The following is a 22,417-nucleotide window of genomic DNA, read 5'->3' on the forward strand; positions in this document are numbered from 1 at the left end:
AAAAATAAGCTGTACCTATGGAAAGCACCATGCAGGCCGTATCTCCAGAGCATAAAACTATCACGTACTTTGCCAAAGAATTAAGCTGGCTCTCTTTTAACGAACGCGTTTTACAAGAAGCCAAAGACCCAACCAACCCGATCATCGAGCGGATCCGCTTTCTTGGTATATTTTCCAATAATTTAGACGAGTTTTTCCAAGTTCGTGTTGCGGATGTAAAGCGCCGTATCTTATTAAATAATTTGCCTGATACCAATTTCGATGAAGATGAAGTGCTACTCGCCGACATTCAAAAGAAAGTATTGGAACTAGGTAAAAAATTTAGTGTTATTTATGACCAGATCCTCATCGATTTAAATGAGCATCATATCCATATTAAGCAACCTGATGCGCTGTCGGACTTCCACAAGAATTGGTTGGCTAACTACTTTAAAGACCAAGTGCTGCCTCACCTATTACCAATGATGATTAACGAAAGTAAGGACTATTCGGACAACATCAACGACACTATGACTCACCTATTTGTGGAGTTAAATGGCGAAAAACAGCATCATGCCTTTTTGGAAGTCCCGACTGATCGTCTAAACCGCTTTGTCCAGCTGCCACCAGAAAAAACCCGAAGGCATAAAACGATTGTGTTGCTTGATGACGTTATTCGATTTTTTATTGCCGATGTGTTCAAAAGTTTCTTCAAATTTGAGCGCATTGAAGCCTATTCGATGAAGCTCACTCGAGACGCTGAGTACAACTTAGATGATGAGCTAGAAGAAGGCGTGTTAGATACCATGTCTAAAGGCCTCAAACAGCGTTTATATGCCGAGCCTGTACGTTTAGTCTACGAAGAATCTATGCCTGAAGAAATGCTCAAGTTGATGAAAAAGCGTTTAGGGGTGACAGGCCAAGATGCCATGATCCCAGGCGGTAGATATCGTAATTTCAGAGATTTTATTTCTTTTCCAAACGTTGGTCGCGGCTATCTAGAAAACAAACCATTGCCGCCGCTAAAAAGTGCAGCCTTTTCAAAATATAGCAGCGTCTTTCGCGCGATTTCTGTTCAAGATATCTTGCTATATTACCCCTACCACACCTTTAATCACATGCTGGAATATATCCGCCAAGCGGCGTTTGATCCCAGAGTGACACAAATAAAGGTCAACATTTATCGCGTGGCAAAGCAATCTCGATTGATCGCTTCATTGATCAACGCTGCAAAAAATGGCAAAAAAGTTACCGTGATGGTTGAATTGAAAGCCCGCTTCGATGAGCAAAACAATATTGAATGGGCAAAACTCATGAGTGAATACGGTATTAAGGTCATGATTGGCATACCGGCGCTTAAGGTCCATAGTAAGCTTTGTGTGGTTCACCGTAGAGAAAAAGGCAAAATCGTCAAATATGCCCACATAGGTACGGGTAACTTTCACGAAAAAACGGCTAGGATTTATACTGATTTCAGTTTGTTTACCAAACACCCCGATATTACGGAAGAATGCGATAGCGTGTTTCGCTTTATCGAGAGTAGTTACCTGCCGTTTAAATTCGAACACCTGATGATTTCTCCCATCAATGCACGTAGTCGAATTGTAGAATTGATCGATGAAGAGATAACTCATGCAGAGCAAGGGAGAACAGGAAAAGTAACAATTAAGATCAACAACTTAGTTGATAAGCAGCTCGTTGACAAGCTTTACGAAGCATCGCGAAAAGGCGTCAAGATCCGCCTCATTGTGCGAGGTATGTGTGCCCTTGTCCCGGGCCTTGCACAGTTTAGCGATAATATAAAAATCATTAGTATCGTCGATCGTTTCTTAGAACACCCGCGAGTGATGATTTTCGACAACAACGGCGACCCCAAGGTTTATATTTCTTCAGCTGACTGGATGACCCGTAACCTTGACCACCGTGTTGAAGTCGGCACACCTATTTATGCAGAGCATTTGAAGAAACTAATTATCGATATCATTGAACTGCAGTTTAAAGATCGCACCAAAGCCAGAGTTATTGACGCCGAACAGAAGAATCTGTACGTTCGCCGAGGTAACCGTAAAAAAATTCGCTCTCAGATCGCGATTTATGACCATTTAAAGAAATGGGAGTTACACCAATTAAATGAAGCGAAAGAATAACCGTTGAGGAAGAATATATGCGCGACTACCCTTCTATTGCCGCAGTGGACTTAGGTTCAAACAGTTTTCACCTTGTTGTAGCAAGAGAAGTAGATGGTCGCCTTCAACTCCTCCATAAAGAAAAGCAACGTGTTTACTTGGCCGCGGGCCTTGATGATGATTTTAATTTAAGTGACGACGCGATCGCCCGAGCATTAGATACTCTCTCGCAATTTGCGACGACACTACATGATTTTCCGAAAGAGTCGGTGCAAGTAGTGGCAACCTATACACTGCGAAATTGCAAAAACCTTAATTATTTTCTCGCTAAGGCAAAACAAGTTTTTCCATATCCAATCAATGTGATTTCAGGCCAAGAAGAAGCTCGTCTTATTTACCAAGGGGTCGCCAACCATGAACATGATAGTCATAACCGTTTGGTTATCGACATCGGTGGAGGCAGCACAGAGTTGGTTATTGGTCAGCACCTTACACACAAGCTGTTAAGTAGTCGCAATGTGGGCTGCGTGACCATGCAAAAAGCCTACTTTGCTGATGGTAAGCTATCTGCAAAGCGATTCAAAAAAGCCGAAATAAAAGCAGAACAACAAATTGAGAGTATTACCGCGAGCTACTTAAGGCTCGGCTGGAATACCGTTATCGGTACTTCTGGAACTATTAAGGCGATTGCGGCCATGGTTCATGAACTCACTCAAGCCGATGAAATTACCCTGCCTATTTTGGAGCAAATTAAGCAGTTATTTATTGATGCTGGACACATAGACAACGTCTCCTTAAAAGCACTACCTGAGGAGCGAAAAACCAGTATTGCTGGCGGCCTTGCTGTATTGATAGCACTGTTTAGACAATTAGGACTTGAGCGCATGCGCCTTAGTGAATATGCATTGCGAGAAGGCTTATTGTTTGAAATGCATCAAACCGACGAGTTTGATATTCGTACCCGCACAATTAACACGTTCAGCGATCACTATAATATTGATAAGCAACACGCCGACAATATTTGTGAAACCATTAAGCTTTTTACCACTCAGCTAAAAGAGCAATGGCAACTATCCTCTTATGATGTCGAAATGTTATGTTGGGCAGCAAAACTCCACGAAGTTGGGCTCGCCATTAATTCTTCCGGCATGCATAAACACGGTGCTTATATTGTCAGGCATAGTCAACTTCCAGGCTTTACTCAAGCCCAGCAATTAAGGCTAAGTGCACTTGTACGCTTCTATCGAAAAAAGATAAAAATGCCAGAGTTAACAGAGTTAATTGACGAAGAGCTAACCCACTTTAACCGTGTTTTGGCTGTGTTTCGTCTCAGCGTTTTAGTGAACCAAAAACGCCAACAAGACCAACTTCCCGAATTAAGTATTACTGCCGTTGATAACGCCTTGATACTTCACATTGCAACTGAGTGGCTCGAATCACACTCGCTATTTCAAGCAGATTTAGAGCAAGAACAAAACTATTTAAAAACCATAGGTATTCAATTTAACCTGAGCTTTGGGTAAGTAATACCAATAGTTGGCTATTGGACGGGAATTCAACGTCGTTAGCGCTTAAATGAGCTGTAAGAAACGCGCTAACTATCCGCAACTCCGATTACTTACCGTTTCATGTTGTCAGATGAGAACTACTGTTCATCACCTGCAACAATAGAGAGGATTTCATCGGCGTAGGCTCGACTAGAAAGCGCCATATCATAAAGATAATTGGTCGGTGTTGCCGGTCGAATGGCTTGTAAAATGAGCTCTGCTTCGCGCCAATCATTGCGCTCAATTTCAAATGCTAAACGTAGCGCTCCACCAAGCAATCCTTGATAACTTAGTAGCGCACTAGAAAGCGAATCATCGAGAGAAAATTCTGCTGCAATTACAGCAAGATCGACATCAAGGATCACGTCAAGGATAGACATGAGACCAAGCAAATAGCCAGTTTCTGCCATTTCTTCGCCTCCAGGCATCAAAAATGTTTCCACAAACTTGGCACGGGTTAACCCCATTCTCGTCAGCTCACTGGGTTTATCTGAACCCAATTCGCTCAATGCGAGTACTTTAACAAACTGCCTAATTGCGTCTTCACCTAAATACACAACGGCCTGAGAGATAGACTTAATTTCTAACCTGTCTTCACCAGCTTTCGCGTTCGCCAGTTTTAGCAATCGTGCGGTTAAACTCAGATCTTTGCTTACTCTAGTTTGTATTTCTTTGAAGCATAAAGACTTTCTGGCAGTGGCTTGTAGCAGCTGAAAGACCACCATTTTCGATGGTTCCACGTTGCCATGATTGAGCATTTCAGGTTTGGCGAAAAAGAAACCTTGGAAAAAATCAGCTCCAGAGGATTTGATGATCTCGAACTCTTCTTTTGTTTCAATACGCTCAACAATAACCTTAATATCTGGATACTGACGCTTGAGCTTTTTTACCGTCATATTGGTTTTTATAATTGGCTGCTCAACCTCAATTTTGACGAATTCCATGAGTGGTAACAACGGATCCCACTTTGACGTGCCGTCGTAGTCATCTAGCGCAAATCGATAGCCTCTCTCTGTTAACTTAGTCACTGTATTCACCAGTGAAGGAATATTTTTAGAGCGCTCAACGATTTCCACCACAATTTTCTGTGGCGCTAATAAGCTAGGTAATTCCTGCAGCAAGGATTCGTCGGATAGGTTGATAAAGGCAAGCTGCCCCGCAGCCAAACGGTCTACACCGATAAACATTAAGGAGTTAAAAAACATTCGCCCAGTCGCTTGCCCATCGCTCACCCCAATTGGGAAAGCATTGTTGTCTGAGTCTCTGTAAAGCAACTCATAAGCAAAGACTTCTTGATCTGGCCGCAAAATGGCCTGTCGTGCAATATACTGCACAGCTGATTTACGTACTTCAGTCACCGGACCACTCATTAACATTCGTATCCTTTATTAGGTAAAAGGAAACCACGTATCTCGGAGCGTATAATATGGTAACGCCCCGAGCAATAAAAAAGTTTCGCTATTTTACAACACTTATAACCAAAAGTTACCAACTTATTAAACTAAGTCCTTATAAAGAGTAGGCTTTTAATTCACAGAACGCCAGCGGCTTGCCTGTCTAAGAAAAGTTAAGCTAAGATGAGTGCATGAAGCAAGTTTTGATCGTCTGGTTATTCGCCTTTGCCGGTTTGACTAAGGCAGAACAAGTCCCCTACTTAAAGTACAGTTTAAGTGGCTCGGGAAGCTTTTACCCTTATTTTACTCACAGCGAAGATGCGCCCGGGATCCTGCCAGAAATGGTAGAAGCCATTTTGGTTAAGGCAAAGATCAGAGGCGAAAATCTGCTTCTCCCAGCGAAACGCACAAACTTTTATCTAGAAAAGCAGCACATTGATTTTGATATCATCAGTCCAGATTGGTTGAACGAACAGCAAAAGCAAGATGATAGATTTATCTATTCAGACCCCATTCTACCTATTAAAGAGTACGTTGTTACTCGTCAGTCTCAACCACCGGTATTAACCCTATCGGGTATCGAAGTCGGTACTGTGAGAGGCTACTACTACCATGATGACCAACTATTCGAGCGGGTTGATTTCGCATCCGAAAAAGAGCTACTGCAAGCCTTAAACTTACGTCGGATTGAGCATATTATCATTGGTGATTTACCCGCGTTATATTGGTCAGAACAACTTGGTATTGCATTTAGCTTCAACCAACTACATTCAGAAGGGATGTTGCAGCTACGCCTGTTAGCTAAGCATCAAGGATTACTTAAGCGGATAAATCAAGCTATCGCACAACTCAAACTCTCTGGTGAAATCGAAAAAATAGAACAGCAGTATATTTCCCAACTACCTATACACGCAAAAGGTGGCAGGTAACCTCTGCTCTGGACATAGATCAAGTTATACGCATAAATTCTTCCCATAAATTGAGCATCAATTGAGGCATTTGGTATAATGGCGCTTTTACAGCTTGGGAAATCATTATGACTATCGCTGCCGCGCTTACTGAGCGCAGTAACAATCAATGTGAGCTATGTACCTCAACGGATGGCCTCGAAGTATACGAAGTACCACCTGTCGCCGAGGCGCATTCTGACAAATCTGTTTATCTTTGTAGCCAGTGCAAACCACAGGTTGAAGGTCAACAGGATTTAGAAGCCAACCATTGGCACTGTTTAAATGATAGTATGTGGAGCCAAGTTCCAGCTGTTCAGGTTGTTGCCTACCGTATGCTTAAGCGCCTTGCGCCGGATAATGGCTGGGCTCAAGATGCATTAGACATGCTGTATCTAGAAGATGAGACTCGAGCATGGGCTGATCAAGCACTTGCAGAGGATGACGACCTTGTCCACTTAGACAGTAACGGGGTGAAGTTAAGCGCAGGTGACACAGTGACCTTGATTAAAGACTTGGATGTTAAAGGTAGTAGCCTAGTTGCAAAACGCGGCACTGCGGTACGTAACATTCGTCTTTCGCCTTCAAACCCAGAGCATATTGAAGGCCGTGTAGAAGGTCAAAACATCGTTATTTTAACGAAGTTTGTTAAGAAGTAACTAGCGCAAGCTAACACGCCCTAAGATAAACTGCTAAGTATCTTCAATGCCTTATCGACTAGGGCCTGTTGATCTTTGCTGTTTGATTTTTGTTCTCCTGAGTGTGTTTTGGTCGCGACGCTCGACTTGCCACCTAGTAATCTAGGCAAAAGTTGAGCAACAATGAACAAAGCGCACTCAGGTGAACCCAAAGGGCAGCGCTTGATTAGCATTTCTACTGTGTTCTCGCCTGACTCACATAGAATAACTATGCTACGCAGGCTCTGCCTTGTACAAATACCAATCAAACTGCTGCAAAAACAAACTTGAAAGGTAAACAGGCCCTAGATAGCTTAGCAGTTTATTTTTACTATTCTTCTACTAATTGAATACTGCGATAAAACGCACCGTCATCCTCAGCCAATAATGAAACCAGCTCGGGCAACACTTGATCCATGGTTTTCTTTAAGGTCCAAGGTGGATTGATCACCATCATACCAGAAGCCGTCATGCCTCGTTCTTGGGTATCTGCCCGGGTGGCAAGTTCAAACACTTGGATATTACGCACTCCAGATTCAATCAGGCTCGACTCCATTGCATCAATGCGTTCACGGTCAACAACGGGGTACCAGATCATATACACGCCGGAATCAAACTTCTTGTGCGCTTTTATAATGCTTTTAACCGCAACATCATAATCGGATTTGATTTCATATGGAGGATCCATCAGCACGCAGGCTCTGCGTGAAGCTGGAGGCACCAATCCTAACAGCCCTTTAAAACCATCACTCCCAGTGACGCGCAGTGATTTTTTATGTGCCGTATTTTGCTTTAACAGCTCAAGATCTTTTGGATGTAGCTCAAAAAACCAGCCGTTATCCTGACGACGTAAGAAGTGCTCCGCTACCTTAGGAGAACCAGGATAATGGCTTAATTTATCGCCTTCGTTAAAAGACTTGATTAGTGCCACATAGTCGCTAATTGCCGACACGGATCCTGAATAGTTCCACAGCTTAGCTATGCCTTGCAGATACTCCTGAGTTTTTTGCGCATCACTGCTCGCCAGCTCAAAAAAACCAGCGCCAGAGTGCGTATCCACGTAATCGTATGGCTTATCTTTTTTAGCCATGTATGACAGAGCTTCTGCCAATACTAAATGTTTGATCACATCGGCAGGGTTTCCTGCATGAAAAGAATGTCGGTAACTGAGCATAACCCCGCCTTGATAAAAATAATAACAACACTGGTGAAATAAACCTGAGCTAAATTTAAGCAATGATTCATCAATTTTTAACTTTAGACTGAATCACTTCTGAACAAAATATTCCAATATCGGCATTATCTCTTAAAAGTTGAGAAAAATCAGCAGAAAGTCGCGTAAACACTAGCATCCTTAGCCGCTTTGTTTTACATTTGCATGACAAATCACAGTCATATGAGCGCATTTATGAATAACCAAGATCTCCAAAAACTCGACCAGTTGATTGACCAACTTTTGAGCCAAAATAACCAGTTAAAATCGGAAGTTTCGGCACTAAAAGAACAAAATCAAAAACTCATCGATGAAAATGAAACCCTACAGCTTGAAATGCTAGAAAGCGAAGAAAAGCAAAAAGAATTTAGTTCATCTTTATCTGGCCTACTTGATAAGTTGCAAACTCAACAGGCGAGCTAATGTCTGAGCAGAATAACCAAGTAACAGTGACGTTACTTGGCAAGTCACATCAATTTGCATGTGCGCCAGATCAAGAAGAAGCGCTGCATAACGCCGTAGCGCTTTTAGACCGACGTGTAGAAGAAATGCGTAAACGTTCAACTGTTCGCAATGATCACAATGCTTTACTACTCGCAGCCCTACACCTTTGTCATGATTTACAAGCATTGGAAGCAAAGCAACAGCAAGACGCAGAGTTCGTTTCCACGCTCATCGACAAGTTAGTGCTGCCAGCAGGCGAATAATGCCGACATCCTGGAGCAAACCTATCTTACGTAGCATCTCTCTTATTTGGGCTATCATTCTATTGGCGGCAAGTTTTAAAAGCACCGCCGCCAATGCTAATCAGTTCCATAAAGTCAATGACGCGGTTTATTTTATCCAAGGAAAAGATAGCGCTTTACAGCCCAATCAAGCTTTAGTTATTGGCAAACAGTGTGCACTGTTGGCATCCATACATGGCGATCTTGTCACCACAGAAGCCTTGATCCACGAATTAGAAAAGCGCCTCACCGTTCCGCTTTGTTACGCAATCTCTTTGCATGCCGATATCAAACAAGACACCAGCATAGTGCTACTCAAGCATGCTTATCCAAATTTACAATGGCTAAGTCCAACGGCAACATCAGCCAACGCATTGACGAGGGCCTTTCACTCACAGCTTGAGCTTTTTAACCAAAGCGTCATGCTTAGTGAAAATCGTATCGCGTCTCTAGAACCTAGTGAACGGCCGAAATGGCAAGCCAAACTTGCACTAGCAAAAAGTAGAATTGCAACGTGGTCCAAGCTCGCCACACAAGCGCCATCGAGTAAAGCCATTGGTAACGCGCCTAAAACTGTGGAGCTAGGAGGTGTAGTGGTTGAGCTTGCTCAAGTCACGGGCTTTAGCGGTCATGACATCAGTGTTTATCTGCCAAAATATCAAGGCTTGATAGCAGGTTATAGCGTGGATCAGATCCCACTTGCGCATTTACCGCATACTACACAGTGGCAACAAGCGATTATTCACTTTAATCGCTATGCACTCGATTGGATATTACCAGCAACAGGAAAACCCTACCGTCCTGAAATGCTGACCACTCCAGCACAATTTTTGGCTTTATTAGCGTTACAAGATACTCAGCAAGTGGTTGAAAAGATAAGTATTTTATATCCAGATAAACACATGCAGCAACGCGCGTTATTGCAGTGGCAGCACTTTCAGCAGCAAAGAAATTTTGAATAAAACTTAACCTCTCGGTATAGTTAAAGGATGAACAGAGTATTAATACAGCTGAGTGGGTTAATATTATTAACCATGCTCTCTGGGTGTAAAAGCAGTAGCAGTCCACAGGTGAGCAGGCAAGCCATTTTGTCGGCTCTCACTCAAGTGCCCGTAGAAAAGCCAGTCACGTCTCCTGCTATCGTTGAGGTAGAACCACCCAAAATCACTACCGTTAAAGCTCCCCTCAGAGACGATGATTTATGGCAACACATACGCCAAAAGCTCAGTTTTAATACTGCATCTCACCCAAGGCTTGATAAGCGCATAAAATGGTATTTATCACAGCCTAATTATCTCAATGTGGTAAATAAGCGCGCCGCCCCCTACTTTTATCACGTAGTAAAAAAGGTAGAGCGCAAAGGTCTCCCTATTGAAATCGCATTACTCCCTTTTGTCGAAAGTGACTTTAGACCAAAGGCCAAATCGCAACAAAATGCTGTTGGAGTTTGGCAACTAGTGGATGCCACTGCCTACCATTTCGGCATCAAGAAAGACGAATGGTATGACGGTCGACAGGATGTGTTAGCATCGACTGACGCCGCGCTTGATTATTTGCTGTATTTGCATGAACGCTTTGATGGCGACTGGCTACACGCGCTTGCAGCCTACAATAGTGGTGAAGGGCGCGTCAAAAAGGCCATCGCAAAAAATAGAAAAGCAGGAAAGTCGACCCACTTTTGGCACTTAACATTACCAAAAGAAACCGCAGACTACGTGCCCAAACTCTTAGCGCTCAGCCACTTACTAAAAACCTCACCCAAGGGTTTTAAGATACCAAGTTTGCCCAACAAGGCCACTACGTCGATACTTGATATTGGACAGCAATTTGACGTCAATCAACTGGCTAAACTCAGTGGTATCAAAAAGCGTCAACTATACGCACTCAATCAAGGGATCTTAAAACATAGAAGCTCTCCAAACGGTCCGCACAAAGTGTTATTACCATTATCCGAGCAAACATTGTTGAAAAGTGCATTTTTCAGGGAAAACTTCAGCCAAGGCTACACTGTCAAAGCCAACGACACACTCTACCGCATCGCATTAAATGCGGGGATGAGCGTAAATGCACTAAAAGCGCTAAACAATAAGCGCTCTGATTTGATCCGAGTTGGCGAAAAGCTATTAGTTTCCGAGAGTAATGAGCAGTTAGACTTACTCATCGACTATGACGTAAGCCCTTATATTAAAGAAATAAAAGCCAAGCCCATACCGCAAGTGGAACATCACCACACCATAAAACAAGGCGAGTCATTGTGGACTATCAGCCGTCACTACAAGGTCGCGGTAAAAGATTTATTAAATTGGAATTCACTCACGGCACAGAGTCTATTAAAACCTGGCAAAGTGTTAATGGTGTTTTTACCAGCTCCTGCTGCACCAAAAAGCAATAAGACTCAACCAGCTAGCTCCTCAATCTCTAGCATTGAAGCGCTCCAATCAATACTGCGCCATGGCAAGCCAAAGCAAAGTGAGAGCCCAAATTAAAGGGATAGACTTGCGTCCAAGAAGCGCACTCACGTAAACTACACGCTTTACAGGTGGATGCTAAATGGCGTCACCGAACACTATTTATTTAAGGTTTACTTATGCAAATTGCAAAGAACACAGTGGTAGAGTTTCACTACACACTTCACGAAGGTGACAGCCAAATCGAATCAAGCAAAGAAGGCGAGCCACTAAACTACCTGCACGGTACTGAAGGCATGCTACCTGGTCTTGAAAGTGAACTTGAAGGTAAAACCGGTGGCGATAGCTTTACGGTAACCTTAACGCCAGAGCAAGCTTATGGCGAATATCAAGAAGGTCTAGTACAGCGCATTCCTATTAAACACCTTCAAGGTCTTGGTGACAGCAAAGTTTGGAAGCCAGGCATGACTGCTATTGTCGATTCAAACCAAGGTCGTCATCAGGTTAAGGTAGTAAAAGTAGGACGCTTCAATGCGGATTGCGACTTAAACCACCCATTCGCAGGCAAAACACTAACGTTTGATGTTGAGATCCTTTCTGTACGCGAAGCAACTGCAGAAGAAATTTCACATGGTCACGTACACGCTGCTGGCGGCTGCGGACACTAATGATGAACCAAGTTGCCATCGTTACCGGTGGCAGCTTTGGCATTGGCGCCGCCATTGTCAACAAGCTGCTATCGCAACAATATACCGTTTATAACCTCGATATTCAGCCCAGTGAACAAGGGATTTTTCGCCATTGTGACGTCAGTAAAGTCGCCGATGTAAAAGCAGCAATTGCAGATATAGTCGCAGAAACAGGGAAAATAGATGCGCTCGTTTCAAACGCGGGGAAACATCTGAGTGCTACAATCGAAGATACCGACGAAGCCACATTTGATGCCCTTTTTGCATTAAATGTGAAAGGCGCTTACGCTGCCATTCAAGCCGTATTACCAAGCATGAAATCACAAGGTAGCGGTAGCATCGTATTGATGTCTTCGGATCAGGCAGTTATTGGTAAACCTAACTCTTTCGCTTACAACCTTTCTAAATGTGCGCTTGCTTCGATGGCGAAAACCACAGCATTGGATTACGCCAAATTTAACATTCGCGCGAATGCAGTGTGCCCTGGCACAATTGAAACTCCGTTATTCCATCATGCCATTGATAGTTACTGTGCGCGCAGCGGCGCTGATAAAGCAGAAATCGTTGCAGAAGAAGCCCAGTTGCAACCATTGGGTAGATTAGGGCAACCGCAAGAGGTTGCTGCGCTGGTCGCTTTCTTGCTAAGTGAGGATGCGAGTTTTATCACAGGTAGCCTACAAAACATTGATGGCGGTTATACCGCACAGTAAAAAAGGAATGCGTGATGAGTCTGAGAATTATTGATAGCCACCTACACTTTTTCGATTTAGCGTTAGGACAATATTCTTGGCTCAAGCACAACCCGCCGGCTTGGCCTAATCTGGAAAAAATAAGGCAGAACCATACCCTTACAAGTCTCCCCCACCATGCACAGTTTACACTCGAAGCCTTAGTGCATGTGGAAGCCGGTTTTGATAATCACAATCCCATCAACGAATTACATTGGTTAACTCAGGAACTTGGCAGCTTTCCTTTTAAAGCCGTCGGTTACGCCCCTATTAACGCGACTCCTGAGCAATTTAGCGCAGCTATAGCACAGTTAGCACATCCTCATCTCGTGGCGATAAGAGACATCACCGAAGGCTGTGACAGCCAACGTTTATCTGCGCCTTTCGTGCTCGAAAATCTCACCTGTCTTGCCGAGCATGGACTACATTTTGAGGCGCAATTAGAATTTAAACAAAGCGAAAAAGTCGACCTTTTATTACAACTTGCAGAACAAAAAGCTGACCTTAAAATCGTATTTAACCATGCTGGTTTTATTGACGCTAACAGTCCTTGTACAGATATATTAAGGCGCATTGGAGCGCTTAATAATGTCATGATCAAGTGCTCTGGCCACGAAATGTTAGCAAACCCACTCACACTCTCTGAGTGGCTTACTCACTTAATCACACATGCGGGAGAAGAGAGCCTAATGCTAGGTTCGAATTATCCGGTTTCTCTTATGCAAAAAAGCTATTGGCAAATATGGCAGGATTATTTAGACGTGATAGGCATATCGTCAACTTGGCATAAACTCAGCCGAGACAATGCCAAAAGTTGCTATGGATTATGAGCGGATCTGGACGAGATCGTAAGCAACTAGCTCAGGTACTATGCGCTGTAGTTTTTCTTCCGTTTGATCTAAGGTGTTTAAGCACTCGCAATATTCTGCCGCTTTTTCTTCTAATTGATGGGCCTTTTTCTGCAGCGATTTATCTATCTCTTTCGAAATAATCTCCATGCGTTGTCCCATATCGTTAATGCGATCTTCGATATTCCCTTCGCGAGATTTAAACGCATCCCCCAAAGAGACTAAAATAGAGCCCAACGAACCATGAACAGCAGAGTGAATTTTTTGACTGATCTCTTTAGTAAAGAAATCATCAATTTTAGAAAGTGACTGTGGTGCGATAAAAAAGAAATCATCTCCACGCTTAAACTTATCCATCAGCGCACGTTCAACGTATTGCAACTGCGTTTTGAGCACTTCAGGTTCTTTGTCGGACATCCCCTCAACCACCTGCTCAATCGCACTCAATCCGAGGTTGACGCCATCGGTCGCCAGATTAACCAGCTCAGGAACGGTATCCCGTATTCCTAGAGAGTACTCGCGCACAACTCTCTCCCCTTCCTGATCTAACTCAATCCAGCGACCTAGAATAAAAAGCTGACTATCATTGTTGATTTGGATTCGAGTCTGACCATCATCAACGATACGAATTTCGTTGTCAGTGATGATAAGACCATGCCCAAGTTCAACATCGCACTTATTGTTAGCATGGGCAGAAGACGTCAATACGGCACAAGACAAGGCTATCGCGCTGAGTAATCGATTCATATGGCCTCCTGTGTGCAGAATGTAAGACGGGAAAGGGGTGCTTCAGGAGAGTACCAAAAGATCAAACAATCCCAAAGCCATTTTAGACGGATGAAAGTAACAAGCTATGTCTGACTGGCAATATTAGAGATCCATACCCGTTAGCATCAAGGGTAGTAGCAATACCACTAATAAGGGCTATTGGTAGTATCTTACTAACCTGACAAAGGCATCCGCAGTTTTAATGGTTGGATTATTTTTACCATCAGCAAACTGATACACCCAAGCAAACTGAGGTTGGTTCGTTTGGGTCGTTGCCGACCAATAATTATTACTTTTGGTCGTTGGAAATACCGTTATGTTTATTGCTGGAGTCACACACTCGTGATACACAATACTGGCCAGTTCTTTAACGTTAGGCACTTGCCAGTCTGTAAACCCTGCAAATTGGTCTTCGTTGGCAACCACCAATGCTTGCTGCCAAGTAAGTTGCTGAGCATTGCCTTCACAACTTTGAGCAGTCGCGTTGTAACTTTGCCCAAAGTTGCAGCGCTGCCACATTAATCCCGTTTGGCTATCGAGCACAGTACCGTTGCTGTTTATCGTATAGCGACTGGTATTGGAGCCGGTACCAACGCAAGTTTGCGCTTGGCAAACAGCCGTTAATGACAAAGTAAATAGTATAGTTGCAATAATTTTCATACCACGCTCCCTAAGGATTCCTTACCAACCTAACAAATGCGCTGCTAGACTTTTCTACTGCAAAATCATTGCCCGTATCCATGTCGACAACATAAGCTCTTCTCAGCGTGCCACCGGTACCATCTAAACTCGACTGCAAGGTCCAGTAATAGCGATGACCAAGCGTGGTTGTACTAGGTAAATTAGGGAAAAGCGCTTCATCTATCACCGCTGTACTTGCACTGCCGTAATCTAGTAGTCCAAGTAGTTCCATATAAGTTGGTAAGCGCCAATTGTTACCACCACAGTAACTTTGCTCTCCAACGGCAGGATTATTCACTTCATCAATCAAAGCTTGAATACCACAATGACTATCCTGCGGGCAGGTTGTATTTGCTGCAGCCTGAACACTTCCCTCGGCAATTGCTCCGTCTACCTCAACATACCAGGTATAACTATTTTGTGCGTTGCGAGAAGAAGTGTTTGGTAATGTACCCGAACTTGCTTCTTTCACTTCCCAAATAAGTCCAGTGACGTTATCACGAACGCAAGCAAAGTCCGTAGCGTCATCAGGCAATTCATCCGCAAAGCGATTTAATTTGGTAAAATCAAAACCTGCTCGACCACTGCCTTCTTTCGCCACCTGAGAGGCAAAATTATCACGCCCACGCTGCGCATCTTGAGCCGTAAACTGCGTCATACTACAAGTGATCGCATCCGTATTGTTATAACACGCGGTTTGGCCACTATCGTTTAGTTTACCTAATGGCTTTTTCTCGATATCAATGCGCACGGTGTCGGTAGCAGAGCGGTTTTGCGAGTCAGTAACGGTCAGCTCAAATTCCACTTGCGACAAAATATTTTGATCTGGTGCGTTAAAAGTTGTTGAACACCCGGTAACAGAACTTAATGCTATCTGAGTGCCAGACGTCACTTGCCGCCATACACACTGTTTCTGACCAGATACAGTATCACTGTTTGAGCCATCAAGCGTGACCTCATCAAACTCTTGCACTTGCTGGTCGCTCCCAGCATCTGCCACTACCACATCCGAATTCGCAAGTAGCCCGAGGGTAAACTGGGTACTGGCTTGTCCGCCTTCATCATCGGTAACCGTCAACTGCCAGATTGACGCCTGAGAGCTCGCCAATAATGGATGGACAAAAGATAAAGTAGCTGTATTCAAGCCCGTTGGCTGTATTGTTGTGGGACCACTTACTTGCTGCCACTGATAAGCAACCACTTGGCCATTTTCATCTGGATCGGAGGAGCCTGCGCCACTGAGGACAATAGTATCTTTATATTTGGCTGGTAATGTTTCCGGTGCTGTTTGGCTGATACTTGGTATAGGTAATTGATTGTTAGATTTGATAGCAACCGTCACTTGGTCGCTTGCAAGACTGCCATCAGGCGCAACATAATCAACCTGAATAAGTAAATTGACATCGGCTTTGATATCCGGTGCAACAAAAGCGGCTTGTTGCTCCGTGATTGGAAATTCACTGACGTTTGCACCAGAGATTACTTGCCAGTTAAAAGTACCACCTGCAGGTGATGCTTGTGCATTCAAGGTGACTTCTGTTTTTTCAGTTACTTGGACATCAGCACCCGCGTTAACCGATGCGCTGACTTGACTCGGTTCATCACTCCCAGAGCCTCCGCCACAACCCGTTAATATTAGCGCAAGTACAACCCAACTTCCCTTGAATGCATTCATATTATTCCTTATGAATTATAGATAACTCTCTTGATGTATTCGCACGAACAACTTAGTGCCAACTTTACTGTAATCTATTTTGTATTCTCGGCCGTCTAAAGCCTGAATAAACAACAACCGCTTTACTTCACCAAATACATCAATACTCGAAACGTGGACGACCTCTAAATAACGCTCTTTAGCTTCTCTTCGGTTTCTAGGTAAGTCTTCCTTAAAAGGCACCAAACCATTTGCAGTCACCTTGATTTTTGGGTGTGCTTCACCATTCACAATCACAAGATCTAACTTCTTCTCTTTGTGAATAATGGTATTACGCCCACTTTTAATATAGGCCGTTTCTAAGCTCATATTGGTGTATCCTGTTACATCTTCAGTAGGTGGTTTGTTCTTCTAACAATGCTTTTACCACCTCTTTAGGGTTAAGTTTCCAGCGGTTTAACATGACTGAAAATTGCCAAATATCCCTGTCTAAGGCAGTCGCGGGGATCAATAAATCATATCCCGTCACTGTCTTTAAATTATCCATCCGGTTTGCAAACATTGCCATTAAACCAGTATATTCTTTTCCCGCCTTGGAGCGAAAAACGGTTTCTTCTATCAACCATTCAGATGGGCAGTTGCCATTTTCGCAATGCATTTTAACAGCTTGTAAAAAAATATGCCGCTGCTCGATCAATAATTTACCCGCAAGTCGAGGTGTTAAATTTAATAAAAACGCATCAATATCATTAAGTTTAATACCAACTGCATTTAACTCAAGTGTTTCAACACCTTGTTGAACTTTGGGAATGCCGCTGGAGTGGAAGTTTACAATGGATAGCGGCCAAGCTCCATATTTATGCACATACCTAAACTCTTGTTCTGTAAAGTATAAACTAAAATATGGTTGCTGACTTTTAAGAAATCCAACAAAAATAGCCACTAACATGGCGCTGGCAAGAAATATTTCTACAATAGTAATAGCTGTACCACGCAAGTTGACAAAAAGCATGATAACAACCAATCCAATTGCACCAACCAGCATAAATTCAACGCCATTGCGATCAGCGGTTGCACGTAGTTTTGCTTCAAGCATGGGTATACCAGACATAAAAGATATACATGATGATCGCCCATGCGACTAATTTACGTATTGTGATGCATCGTTTACATGAATGACTGAGTTTCATAATATTTAATTTAGGTACAAACACTTAAATTGAATTACATTTTCGTTTAATGCACAAATTTACAGGATATGCCGTAGACTTTGTTAGCCTTTAATTTTGTAAACTAGAGACAAATTATAATCTGGGTCACTTTTATGCGTCATCAATCAGGAAAAGCACTGTTTCCTTTTATCATTGTAGTGCTAGTCGTTATCAGCGGCTATTTATATTTACCAGCCTCGGAAGGCAAGATGAGTGGCAACTCGGCACCCGTAACCTCCGTTCAAGCTCATACTGTAGCCAAAGAAGAACGTATTATTGCTGTTCACTCTATTGGTTCCGCTAGAGCAAATCAAGCAATCAACGTGAGTAGCGCCCAAAGCGACTACGTGGCAGCCCTATATTTCGATGACGGAGACGTAGTAAAACAAGGCGATAAGCTAGTCCAGTTGCGTGATGCCGAAGAGAAACTCGATATCGAAGCGCTGAAAGTGACGCTAAAAGAAGAAATTAGACAACTAAACCGCCTTAAAGACCTAGCAAAAACTCAATCGGCGGCTCGCTCTCAACTAGAAGCACAATCAGCAAAGGTAGACACCTTAACGGCACAATTGGAAGCCACTAAAACAAAACTCGCCGAGATGACCATTTATGCGCCATTCGATGGATTACTGGGTACTCGAAATGTCTCCATTGGTAGCTTCGTAAACAACAATACAGTGATCACCACGCTCGATGACATTAGCATCATTAAAGTGGATTTTCAGGTACCAGAAAAATACCTAGCGCAACTACAGCTTGGTATGCAAGTGAATGCACAAAGCGAAGCTTACCCAGAGCAAATATTTACTGGTAAGGTCTCCCATATTGACCCGCGTATTAATGAACAAACGCGCTCGGTACGAGTGACAGCAAGCTTCACCAACCTAGACCATAAACTTCGCCCAGGTATGCTGCTGCATATGGGGCTTGAACTGGCTCGATTACAAGCCCTTGTGGTGCCAGAAAAAAGCATCATTCCAAGACAAGACAAGCATTTTGTATTTGTCATTGACGACCAAGGTAAAGCGCAACAACGCGAAGTACACCTGCAAACTCGCTTTAGCGGCTGGGTGGCTATCGACGAAGGGCTTACAGAAGGACAACAAGTGATCACGGAAGGCACCTTGAAGATCCGCTCAGGCTCAAAAGTTGAAGTAAAGGGGTAAGGCGACGTGAGAATCACTGATACGGCGGTAAAGCGCCCGATCTTCGCGATCGTCATCAACTTACTGCTGCTGACCTTTGGCTTAGTGGCATTTACTATGCTACCGCTGCGCGAATACCCTGATATTGAAACCCCAATTGTCAGTGTAAGCACTAACTACACAGGCGCATCAGCGGAAGTAGTAGAAACCAAGATCACCCAAGTACTAGAAAACCGGATTTCGGGGATCGAAGGGATCAAAAGCATAAATTCCAGTAGCCGCAACGGTAGCTCCAATATCACTATCGAATTTAATATCGATCGTGATATCGACGCTGCTGCAAATGATGTACGTGAGCGCGTTTCTCGTGCGCTAGATAGACTACCAGAGCAAGTTAGGCCGCCTGAAGTATCGAAATCAAACAGCGATGAAAGCCCTATAGCTTGGTTTGTACTCAATAGCGAAACCATGGATACCTTGCAGCTTTCAGACTACGCCCAGCGCTTTATCGTTGACCGTCTGGCGGTTGTTGATGGCGTATCAAATGTACGCATTGGCGGTGAGCGTCAATACGCCATGAAAATTTGGCTAGACCGAAAGGCGATGGCCGCTCGTGGAGTCACAAGCAGTGATATTGAACAAGTGCTACGCAGAGAAAACGTAGAATTACCCGCTGGCGAAATTGAATCCGTTGACCGTGATTTTTCTGTTCGTATTGCCAGAAGCTATAAGACTCAAGAAGACTTTGACAACCTAGTGATTAAGCGCGGTGAACAAGGCTATTTGGTGCGACTTGGTGAAGTCGCGCAGGTGGTACTTGAAGCCGCTGACGACGAAAGTACCTTCCGTGGTAATGGTAAAAATATGATTGGCCTTGGCGTTGTCAAACAAGCCAAAGCCAATACGCTAGAAGTAGTCGACAACGCCCGTAAAGAGCTTGAAAAAATAAAACGCAACCTGCCTCAAGGCACGACCATAGAAGACAGCTACGACTCTTCTATTTTTATCCGTGAGTCCATTGCTGAAGTATACAGCACACTTGCAATTGCCATGGTGTTGGTGGTACTCGTTATCTACATCTTCCTTGGCAATATTCGCGCCACGCTGATCCCTGCTGTTACCGTGCCGGTAGCCTTAGTTGCAACCTTTATGTTCTTGCTGGCCATGGGATATTCTATCAACTTGCTGACACTACTTGCGCTCGTGCTTGCCATCGGCCTGGTGGTCGATGACGCCATTGTGATGCTAGAAAATATCTACCGCCGCATTGAGCTTGGCGAACCCAAGTTACTGGCAGCCTACCGTGGCGCGCGAGAAGTAGGCTTTGCCATCATTGCAACAACGCTGGTTTTGGTTGCCGTGTTTATTCCCTTAGTCTTTATGGATGGTCGTATTGGTGCCCTATTTACCGAGTTTGCCTTTGCAGTAAGTGCTGCAGTGCTGTTCTCCAGTATTACCGCGTTGACCTTGTCTCCTGCCCTTTGCTCCAAAGTATTAAAGCCTAGCAATAAAGAAAACCGCTTTAGTCAGTGGATGGACCGTCAATTTGGACGACTAGAGCAAGGGTATCGCCGAGTTTTACAAGACAACTTATCGCGCAAATATAGCCTGATCGTGATGTTGGCACTGGCGGGTTTTACCAGCTATAGCCTGTTTAAACAGATCCCGTCTGAACTGACACCAAAAGAAGACCGCGGTACTTTCTTTGTTATGATGAATGGTCCAGAAGGGGCAAGCTACGAAAACAACTCGCAAAATATGGCAAAAATTGAAGAGCGACTGCTTCCTTATGTAGACTCAGAGGAACTTAGCCGCGTGCTTATTCGAGTGCCTGGCTGGGGTGGTCAAGGCGGTGTTGCTATTATCGGCATGCCAGACTGGGATGAGCGAAAACGCTCTACTTGGGAAGTCATGGATGAGATCAGCGGTAAAATGCAAGACGTTACAGATATTCGCGCCTTTGCTATTATGCGCCGTGGTATTGGCGGCGGCGGTAACTCACGTCCCATTGAGTTTGTACTGCAAGGTAACGACTACGATGAGTTAGCTGCATGGCGCGATCGCATTCTAGAACGCGCACGAGAAAATAAAGGACTGGTTCGTCTCGATCACGATTACAAAGAAACCTTCCCACAGTTTTTAATAAGCATTGATAAAACCAAAGCCGCAGATTTAGGCGTGTCGGTAAGTGCCATCGGCCAAACGCTAGAAACCATGCTGGGACAACGTCGTGTTACCACCTTTATTGACCGCGGTGAAGAATACGATGTGATCTTAAAAGGCACCAAAGCCGACTTCTCTGCCCCAGATAATATTTCTGATATTTATGTGAAATCTCGTAGCGATGAGCTCGTGCCATTAGACAGTTTGATCACCATAAAAGAAGAAGCCACAGCTTCTCGATTAAACCGCTACAACCGTATGCGCGCAATCACTATTACGGCAAACCTCGCTGGCGACTATACACTGGAGCAAGCGCTCGACTTTTTAAATAAAGTTGCCGCCGAAGAGAATGATATCGATGGCGCCATCGACTACAAAGGCGAGTCACAGCTGTTTTATGAAGGTGCATCAGCGATGACCTATGTGTTTATTCTGGCGCTCACCGTTACGTTCTTGGTATTAGCCGCACAGTTTGAAAGCTTTGTCCATCCACTGGTTATCATGCTCACCGTACCGCTGGGCTTAGTCGGTGCGATGTATGGGTTATTTATCACCGACAGCACGCTCAACATTTATAGCCAAATTGGTATTGTCATGTTGATTGGCCTTAGCGCCAAAAACGGGATCTTAATCGTGGAATTTGCTAACCAATTGCGTGACAAAGGCATTGCCTTCGAACAAGCCATTGTTGATGCTGCAGCGCAGCGATTAAGACCTATTATTATGACCTCGCTAACGACCGTGATGAGCTCTATCCCGCTTGTGTTTGCAACAGGTCCAGGGTTCGAAAGCCGCATGGTGATCGGTGTCGTGATTTTTGCCGGTGTCAGTGTTGCCACCATTTTAACCTTGTTTGTTATCCCAACCGCCTATACTTTACTAGCTAAGAAGACGCAATCTCCAGAAGAGACGACAAAACGTCTTGAGGAGCAGTCGAAACAACATCCTGAGCAGGAGGTATAATGGCAAATTTACAAACCGCAACTTTTGGTGGTGGTTGTTTTTGGTGTATTGATGCGGCATTTCGCCGCGTCAATGGCGTTGAGTCAGTGCAGTCAGGTTACGCAGGTGGCCACACAGATAATCCCACCTATCAAATGATATGTCGGGGAGACAGTGGCCACGCTGAGGTAGTCCAACTGCAATTTGATGCCGATATTGTCAGCTTTGATACTTTGCTTACTATGTTTTTTACCCTGCATGACCCAACGCAGTTGAATCGCCAAGGTAACGACATTGGTACTCAGTACCGCAGTGTGGTGTTTTATCATGACCAGCAGCAACAGCAACAAACTCAAGATTGTATTGCGCAGCTTCAAAGCCAGTTAAGTGAAAAAATAGTGACTGAAGTTAGCCCAGCGCCTGAATTTTATCCTGCTGAGCACTATCACCAAGATTATTACACTGAAAACCCAAACCAAGGCTATTGCAGTGTGATGATTGCTCCTAAAATTGCAAAGTTTGAAAGCCATTTTGCGGCGAATTTAAAACACTAAACTTGTGTGCCGAACGCA

At 44.0% G+C, this 22,417-nt stretch carries 22 protein-coding genes; 14 read left to right on the top strand and 8 right to left on the bottom strand.

Going from position 1 to position 22,417, the window contains the following annotated elements; translation table 11 throughout:
* Positions 1-29: 29 nt before the first annotated feature.
* On the top strand, positions 30-2,126 hold the full coding sequence (ppk1, locus tag EXT47_RS15855; protein WP_039492751.1) for a polyphosphate kinase 1: 2,097 nt from the start codon (positions 30-32) through the stop codon (positions 2,124-2,126).
* Positions 2,127-2,143: 17 nt separating this feature from the next.
* The gene (locus tag EXT47_RS15860) at positions 2,144-3,628 is read left to right on the top strand and encodes an exopolyphosphatase (RefSeq protein ID WP_130127027.1); all 1,485 of its coding nucleotides are present in this window, start codon (positions 2,144-2,146) and stop codon (positions 3,626-3,628) included.
* A 122-nt stretch (positions 3,629-3,750) separates the two neighbouring features.
* Here the strand turns inward: EXT47_RS15860 and EXT47_RS15865 are convergent, their stop codons facing one another.
* Positions 3,751-5,028 (bottom strand): EAL and HDOD domain-containing protein, encoded by a 1,278-nt coding sequence (locus EXT47_RS15865; RefSeq protein ID WP_130127028.1) that lies wholly within the window; start codon positions 5,026-5,028, stop codon positions 3,751-3,753.
* 209 nt (positions 5,029-5,237) lie between these two features.
* Between EXT47_RS15865 and EXT47_RS15870 the strand changes: the two genes are divergently transcribed.
* Positions 5,238-5,975: an ABC transporter substrate-binding protein gene (locus EXT47_RS15870; RefSeq protein WP_069021848.1), complete on the top strand. Its 738-nt coding sequence runs from the start codon at positions 5,238-5,240 to the stop codon at positions 5,973-5,975.
* Between the two features lie 107 nt (positions 5,976-6,082).
* Positions 6,083-6,652, top strand: a complete 570-nt coding sequence (locus EXT47_RS15875) for an alkylphosphonate utilization protein (protein WP_130127029.1) — start codon at positions 6,083-6,085, stop codon at positions 6,650-6,652.
* Positions 6,653-6,672: 20 nt separating this feature from the next.
* Here EXT47_RS15875 and EXT47_RS24245 read toward each other — a convergent pair whose 3' ends face one another.
* Entirely contained in the window at positions 6,673-6,864 is a 192-nt protein-coding gene (locus EXT47_RS24245; protein WP_130127030.1) for a hypothetical protein, read from the bottom strand.
* Positions 6,865-7,001: 137 nt separating this feature from the next.
* Entirely contained in the window at positions 7,002-7,844 is an 843-nt protein-coding gene (locus tag EXT47_RS15890; RefSeq protein WP_039492762.1) for a 23S rRNA (adenine(2030)-N(6))-methyltransferase RlmJ, read from the bottom strand.
* Between the two features lie 234 nt (positions 7,845-8,078).
* Here EXT47_RS15890 and EXT47_RS15895 point away from each other — a divergent pair, with 234 nt between their 5' ends.
* From EXT47_RS15895 to EXT47_RS15925, 7 genes are all read left to right on the top strand, one after another.
* Entirely contained in the window at positions 8,079-8,306 is a 228-nt protein-coding gene (locus EXT47_RS15895; protein ID WP_010374211.1) for a hypothetical protein, read from the top strand.
* Entirely contained in the window at positions 8,306-8,590 is a 285-nt protein-coding gene (locus tag EXT47_RS15900; protein ID WP_010607148.1) for a cell division protein ZapA, read from the top strand. The genes EXT47_RS15895 and EXT47_RS15900 overlap by 1 nt, the downstream gene beginning before the upstream one ends.
* On the top strand, positions 8,590-9,570 hold the full coding sequence (locus EXT47_RS15905; RefSeq protein WP_130127031.1) for a hypothetical protein: 981 nt from the start codon (positions 8,590-8,592) through the stop codon (positions 9,568-9,570). The genes EXT47_RS15900 and EXT47_RS15905 overlap by 1 nt, the downstream gene beginning before the upstream one ends.
* Before the next feature lie 108 nt (positions 9,571-9,678).
* On the top strand, positions 9,679-11,094 hold the full coding sequence (locus EXT47_RS15910) for a LysM peptidoglycan-binding domain-containing protein (protein WP_130127107.1): 1,416 nt from the start codon (positions 9,679-9,681) through the stop codon (positions 11,092-11,094).
* Between the two features lie 101 nt (positions 11,095-11,195).
* Positions 11,196-11,684 (top strand): peptidylprolyl isomerase, encoded by a 489-nt coding sequence (locus EXT47_RS15915; protein ID WP_010607145.1) that lies wholly within the window; start codon positions 11,196-11,198, stop codon positions 11,682-11,684.
* Positions 11,685-11,686: 2 nt separating this feature from the next.
* Positions 11,687-12,415, top strand: a complete 729-nt coding sequence (locus EXT47_RS15920) for an SDR family NAD(P)-dependent oxidoreductase (RefSeq protein ID WP_130127108.1) — start codon at positions 11,687-11,689, stop codon at positions 12,413-12,415.
* 14 nt (positions 12,416-12,429) lie between these two features.
* Positions 12,430-13,263 (top strand): amidohydrolase, encoded by an 834-nt coding sequence (locus EXT47_RS15925; RefSeq protein WP_130127032.1) that lies wholly within the window; start codon positions 12,430-12,432, stop codon positions 13,261-13,263.
* Here EXT47_RS15925 and EXT47_RS15930 read toward each other — a convergent pair.
* The 5 genes from EXT47_RS15930 to EXT47_RS15950 all read right to left on the bottom strand — a co-directional run bounded on the left by EXT47_RS15930 (position 13,258) and on the right by EXT47_RS15950 (position 17,480).
* The gene (locus tag EXT47_RS15930) at positions 13,258-14,028 is read right to left on the bottom strand and encodes a YggN family protein (protein ID WP_039492770.1); all 771 of its coding nucleotides are present in this window, start codon (positions 14,026-14,028) and stop codon (positions 13,258-13,260) included. The genes EXT47_RS15925 and EXT47_RS15930 overlap by 6 nt on opposite strands.
* 177 nt (positions 14,029-14,205) lie before the next feature.
* Positions 14,206-14,709, bottom strand: a complete 504-nt coding sequence (locus EXT47_RS15935; protein WP_039492772.1) for a DUF1566 domain-containing protein — start codon at positions 14,707-14,709, stop codon at positions 14,206-14,208.
* A 10-nt stretch (positions 14,710-14,719) separates the two neighbouring features.
* Positions 14,720-16,405, bottom strand: a complete 1,686-nt coding sequence (locus tag EXT47_RS15940) for a DUF1566 domain-containing protein (RefSeq protein ID WP_039492774.1) — start codon at positions 16,403-16,405, stop codon at positions 14,720-14,722.
* Between the two features lie 15 nt (positions 16,406-16,420).
* A complete protein-coding gene (locus tag EXT47_RS15945; RefSeq protein ID WP_010607140.1) occupies positions 16,421-16,753 on the bottom strand; it encodes a hypothetical protein in 333 nt (110 codons plus the stop codon).
* 22 nt (positions 16,754-16,775) lie between these two features.
* Entirely contained in the window at positions 16,776-17,480 is a 705-nt protein-coding gene (locus EXT47_RS15950; RefSeq protein WP_017218431.1) for a DUF2982 domain-containing protein, read from the bottom strand.
* Positions 17,481-17,708: 228 nt separating this feature from the next.
* On the opposite strand from EXT47_RS15950, the gene EXT47_RS15955 reads away from it, so the two are divergent.
* Genes EXT47_RS15955 through msrA form a run of 3 tightly spaced genes read left to right on the top strand, consistent with a single transcriptional unit; the run spans position 17,709 to position 22,399 of the window.
* Entirely contained in the window at positions 17,709-18,761 is a 1,053-nt protein-coding gene (locus tag EXT47_RS15955; protein WP_130127033.1) for an efflux RND transporter periplasmic adaptor subunit, read from the top strand.
* Between the two features lie 6 nt (positions 18,762-18,767).
* The gene (locus tag EXT47_RS15960; RefSeq protein WP_130127034.1) at positions 18,768-21,866 is read left to right on the top strand and encodes an efflux RND transporter permease subunit; all 3,099 of its coding nucleotides are present in this window, start codon (positions 18,768-18,770) and stop codon (positions 21,864-21,866) included.
* On the top strand, positions 21,863-22,399 hold the full coding sequence (msrA, locus tag EXT47_RS15965) for a peptide-methionine (S)-S-oxide reductase MsrA (protein ID WP_205991267.1): 537 nt from the start codon (positions 21,863-21,865) through the stop codon (positions 22,397-22,399). The genes EXT47_RS15960 and msrA overlap by 4 nt, the downstream gene beginning before the upstream one ends.
* Positions 22,400-22,417 lie beyond the last annotated feature (18 nt).

The sequence above is a fragment of the Pseudoalteromonas sp. CO342X genome, assembly GCF_004208915.1.
Taxonomy (GTDB): domain Bacteria; phylum Pseudomonadota; class Gammaproteobacteria; order Enterobacterales; family Alteromonadaceae; genus Pseudoalteromonas; species Pseudoalteromonas maricaloris.

Coding starts and splice junctions, on each gene's coding strand:
- ppk1 (WP_039492751.1), top strand. CDS start 30: ATGCAGGCCGTATCTCCAGAGCATAAAACTATCACGTACTTTGCCAAA.
- EXT47_RS15860 (WP_130127027.1), top strand. CDS start 2,144: ATGCGCGACTACCCTTCTATTGCCGCAGTGGACTTAGGTTCAAACAGT.
- EXT47_RS15865 (WP_130127028.1), bottom strand. CDS start 5,028: ATGTTAATGAGTGGTCCGGTGACTGAAGTACGTAAATCAGCTGTGCAG.
- EXT47_RS15870 (WP_069021848.1), top strand. CDS start 5,238: ATGAAGCAAGTTTTGATCGTCTGGTTATTCGCCTTTGCCGGTTTGACT.
- EXT47_RS15875 (WP_130127029.1), top strand. CDS start 6,083: ATGACTATCGCTGCCGCGCTTACTGAGCGCAGTAACAATCAATGTGAG.
- EXT47_RS24245 (WP_130127030.1), bottom strand. CDS start 6,864: ATGCTAATCAAGCGCTGCCCTTTGGGTTCACCTGAGTGCGCTTTGTTC.
- EXT47_RS15890 (WP_039492762.1), bottom strand. CDS start 7,844: ATGCTCAGTTACCGACATTCTTTTCATGCAGGAAACCCTGCCGATGTG.
- EXT47_RS15895 (WP_010374211.1), top strand. CDS start 8,079: ATGAATAACCAAGATCTCCAAAAACTCGACCAGTTGATTGACCAACTT.
- EXT47_RS15900 (WP_010607148.1), top strand. CDS start 8,306: ATGTCTGAGCAGAATAACCAAGTAACAGTGACGTTACTTGGCAAGTCA.
- EXT47_RS15905 (WP_130127031.1), top strand. CDS start 8,590: ATGCCGACATCCTGGAGCAAACCTATCTTACGTAGCATCTCTCTTATT.
- EXT47_RS15915 (WP_010607145.1), top strand. CDS start 11,196: ATGCAAATTGCAAAGAACACAGTGGTAGAGTTTCACTACACACTTCAC.
- EXT47_RS15920 (WP_130127108.1), top strand. CDS start 11,687: ATGAACCAAGTTGCCATCGTTACCGGTGGCAGCTTTGGCATTGGCGCC.
- EXT47_RS15925 (WP_130127032.1), top strand. CDS start 12,430: ATGAGTCTGAGAATTATTGATAGCCACCTACACTTTTTCGATTTAGCG.
- EXT47_RS15930 (WP_039492770.1), bottom strand. CDS start 14,028: ATGAATCGATTACTCAGCGCGATAGCCTTGTCTTGTGCCGTATTGACG.
- EXT47_RS15935 (WP_039492772.1), bottom strand. CDS start 14,709: ATGAAAATTATTGCAACTATACTATTTACTTTGTCATTAACGGCTGTT.
- EXT47_RS15940 (WP_039492774.1), bottom strand. CDS start 16,405: ATGAATGCATTCAAGGGAAGTTGGGTTGTACTTGCGCTAATATTAACG.
- EXT47_RS15945 (WP_010607140.1), bottom strand. CDS start 16,753: ATGAGCTTAGAAACGGCCTATATTAAAAGTGGGCGTAATACCATTATT.
- EXT47_RS15950 (WP_017218431.1), bottom strand. CDS start 17,480: ATGCTTGAAGCAAAACTACGTGCAACCGCTGATCGCAATGGCGTTGAA.
- EXT47_RS15955 (WP_130127033.1), top strand. CDS start 17,709: ATGCGTCATCAATCAGGAAAAGCACTGTTTCCTTTTATCATTGTAGTG.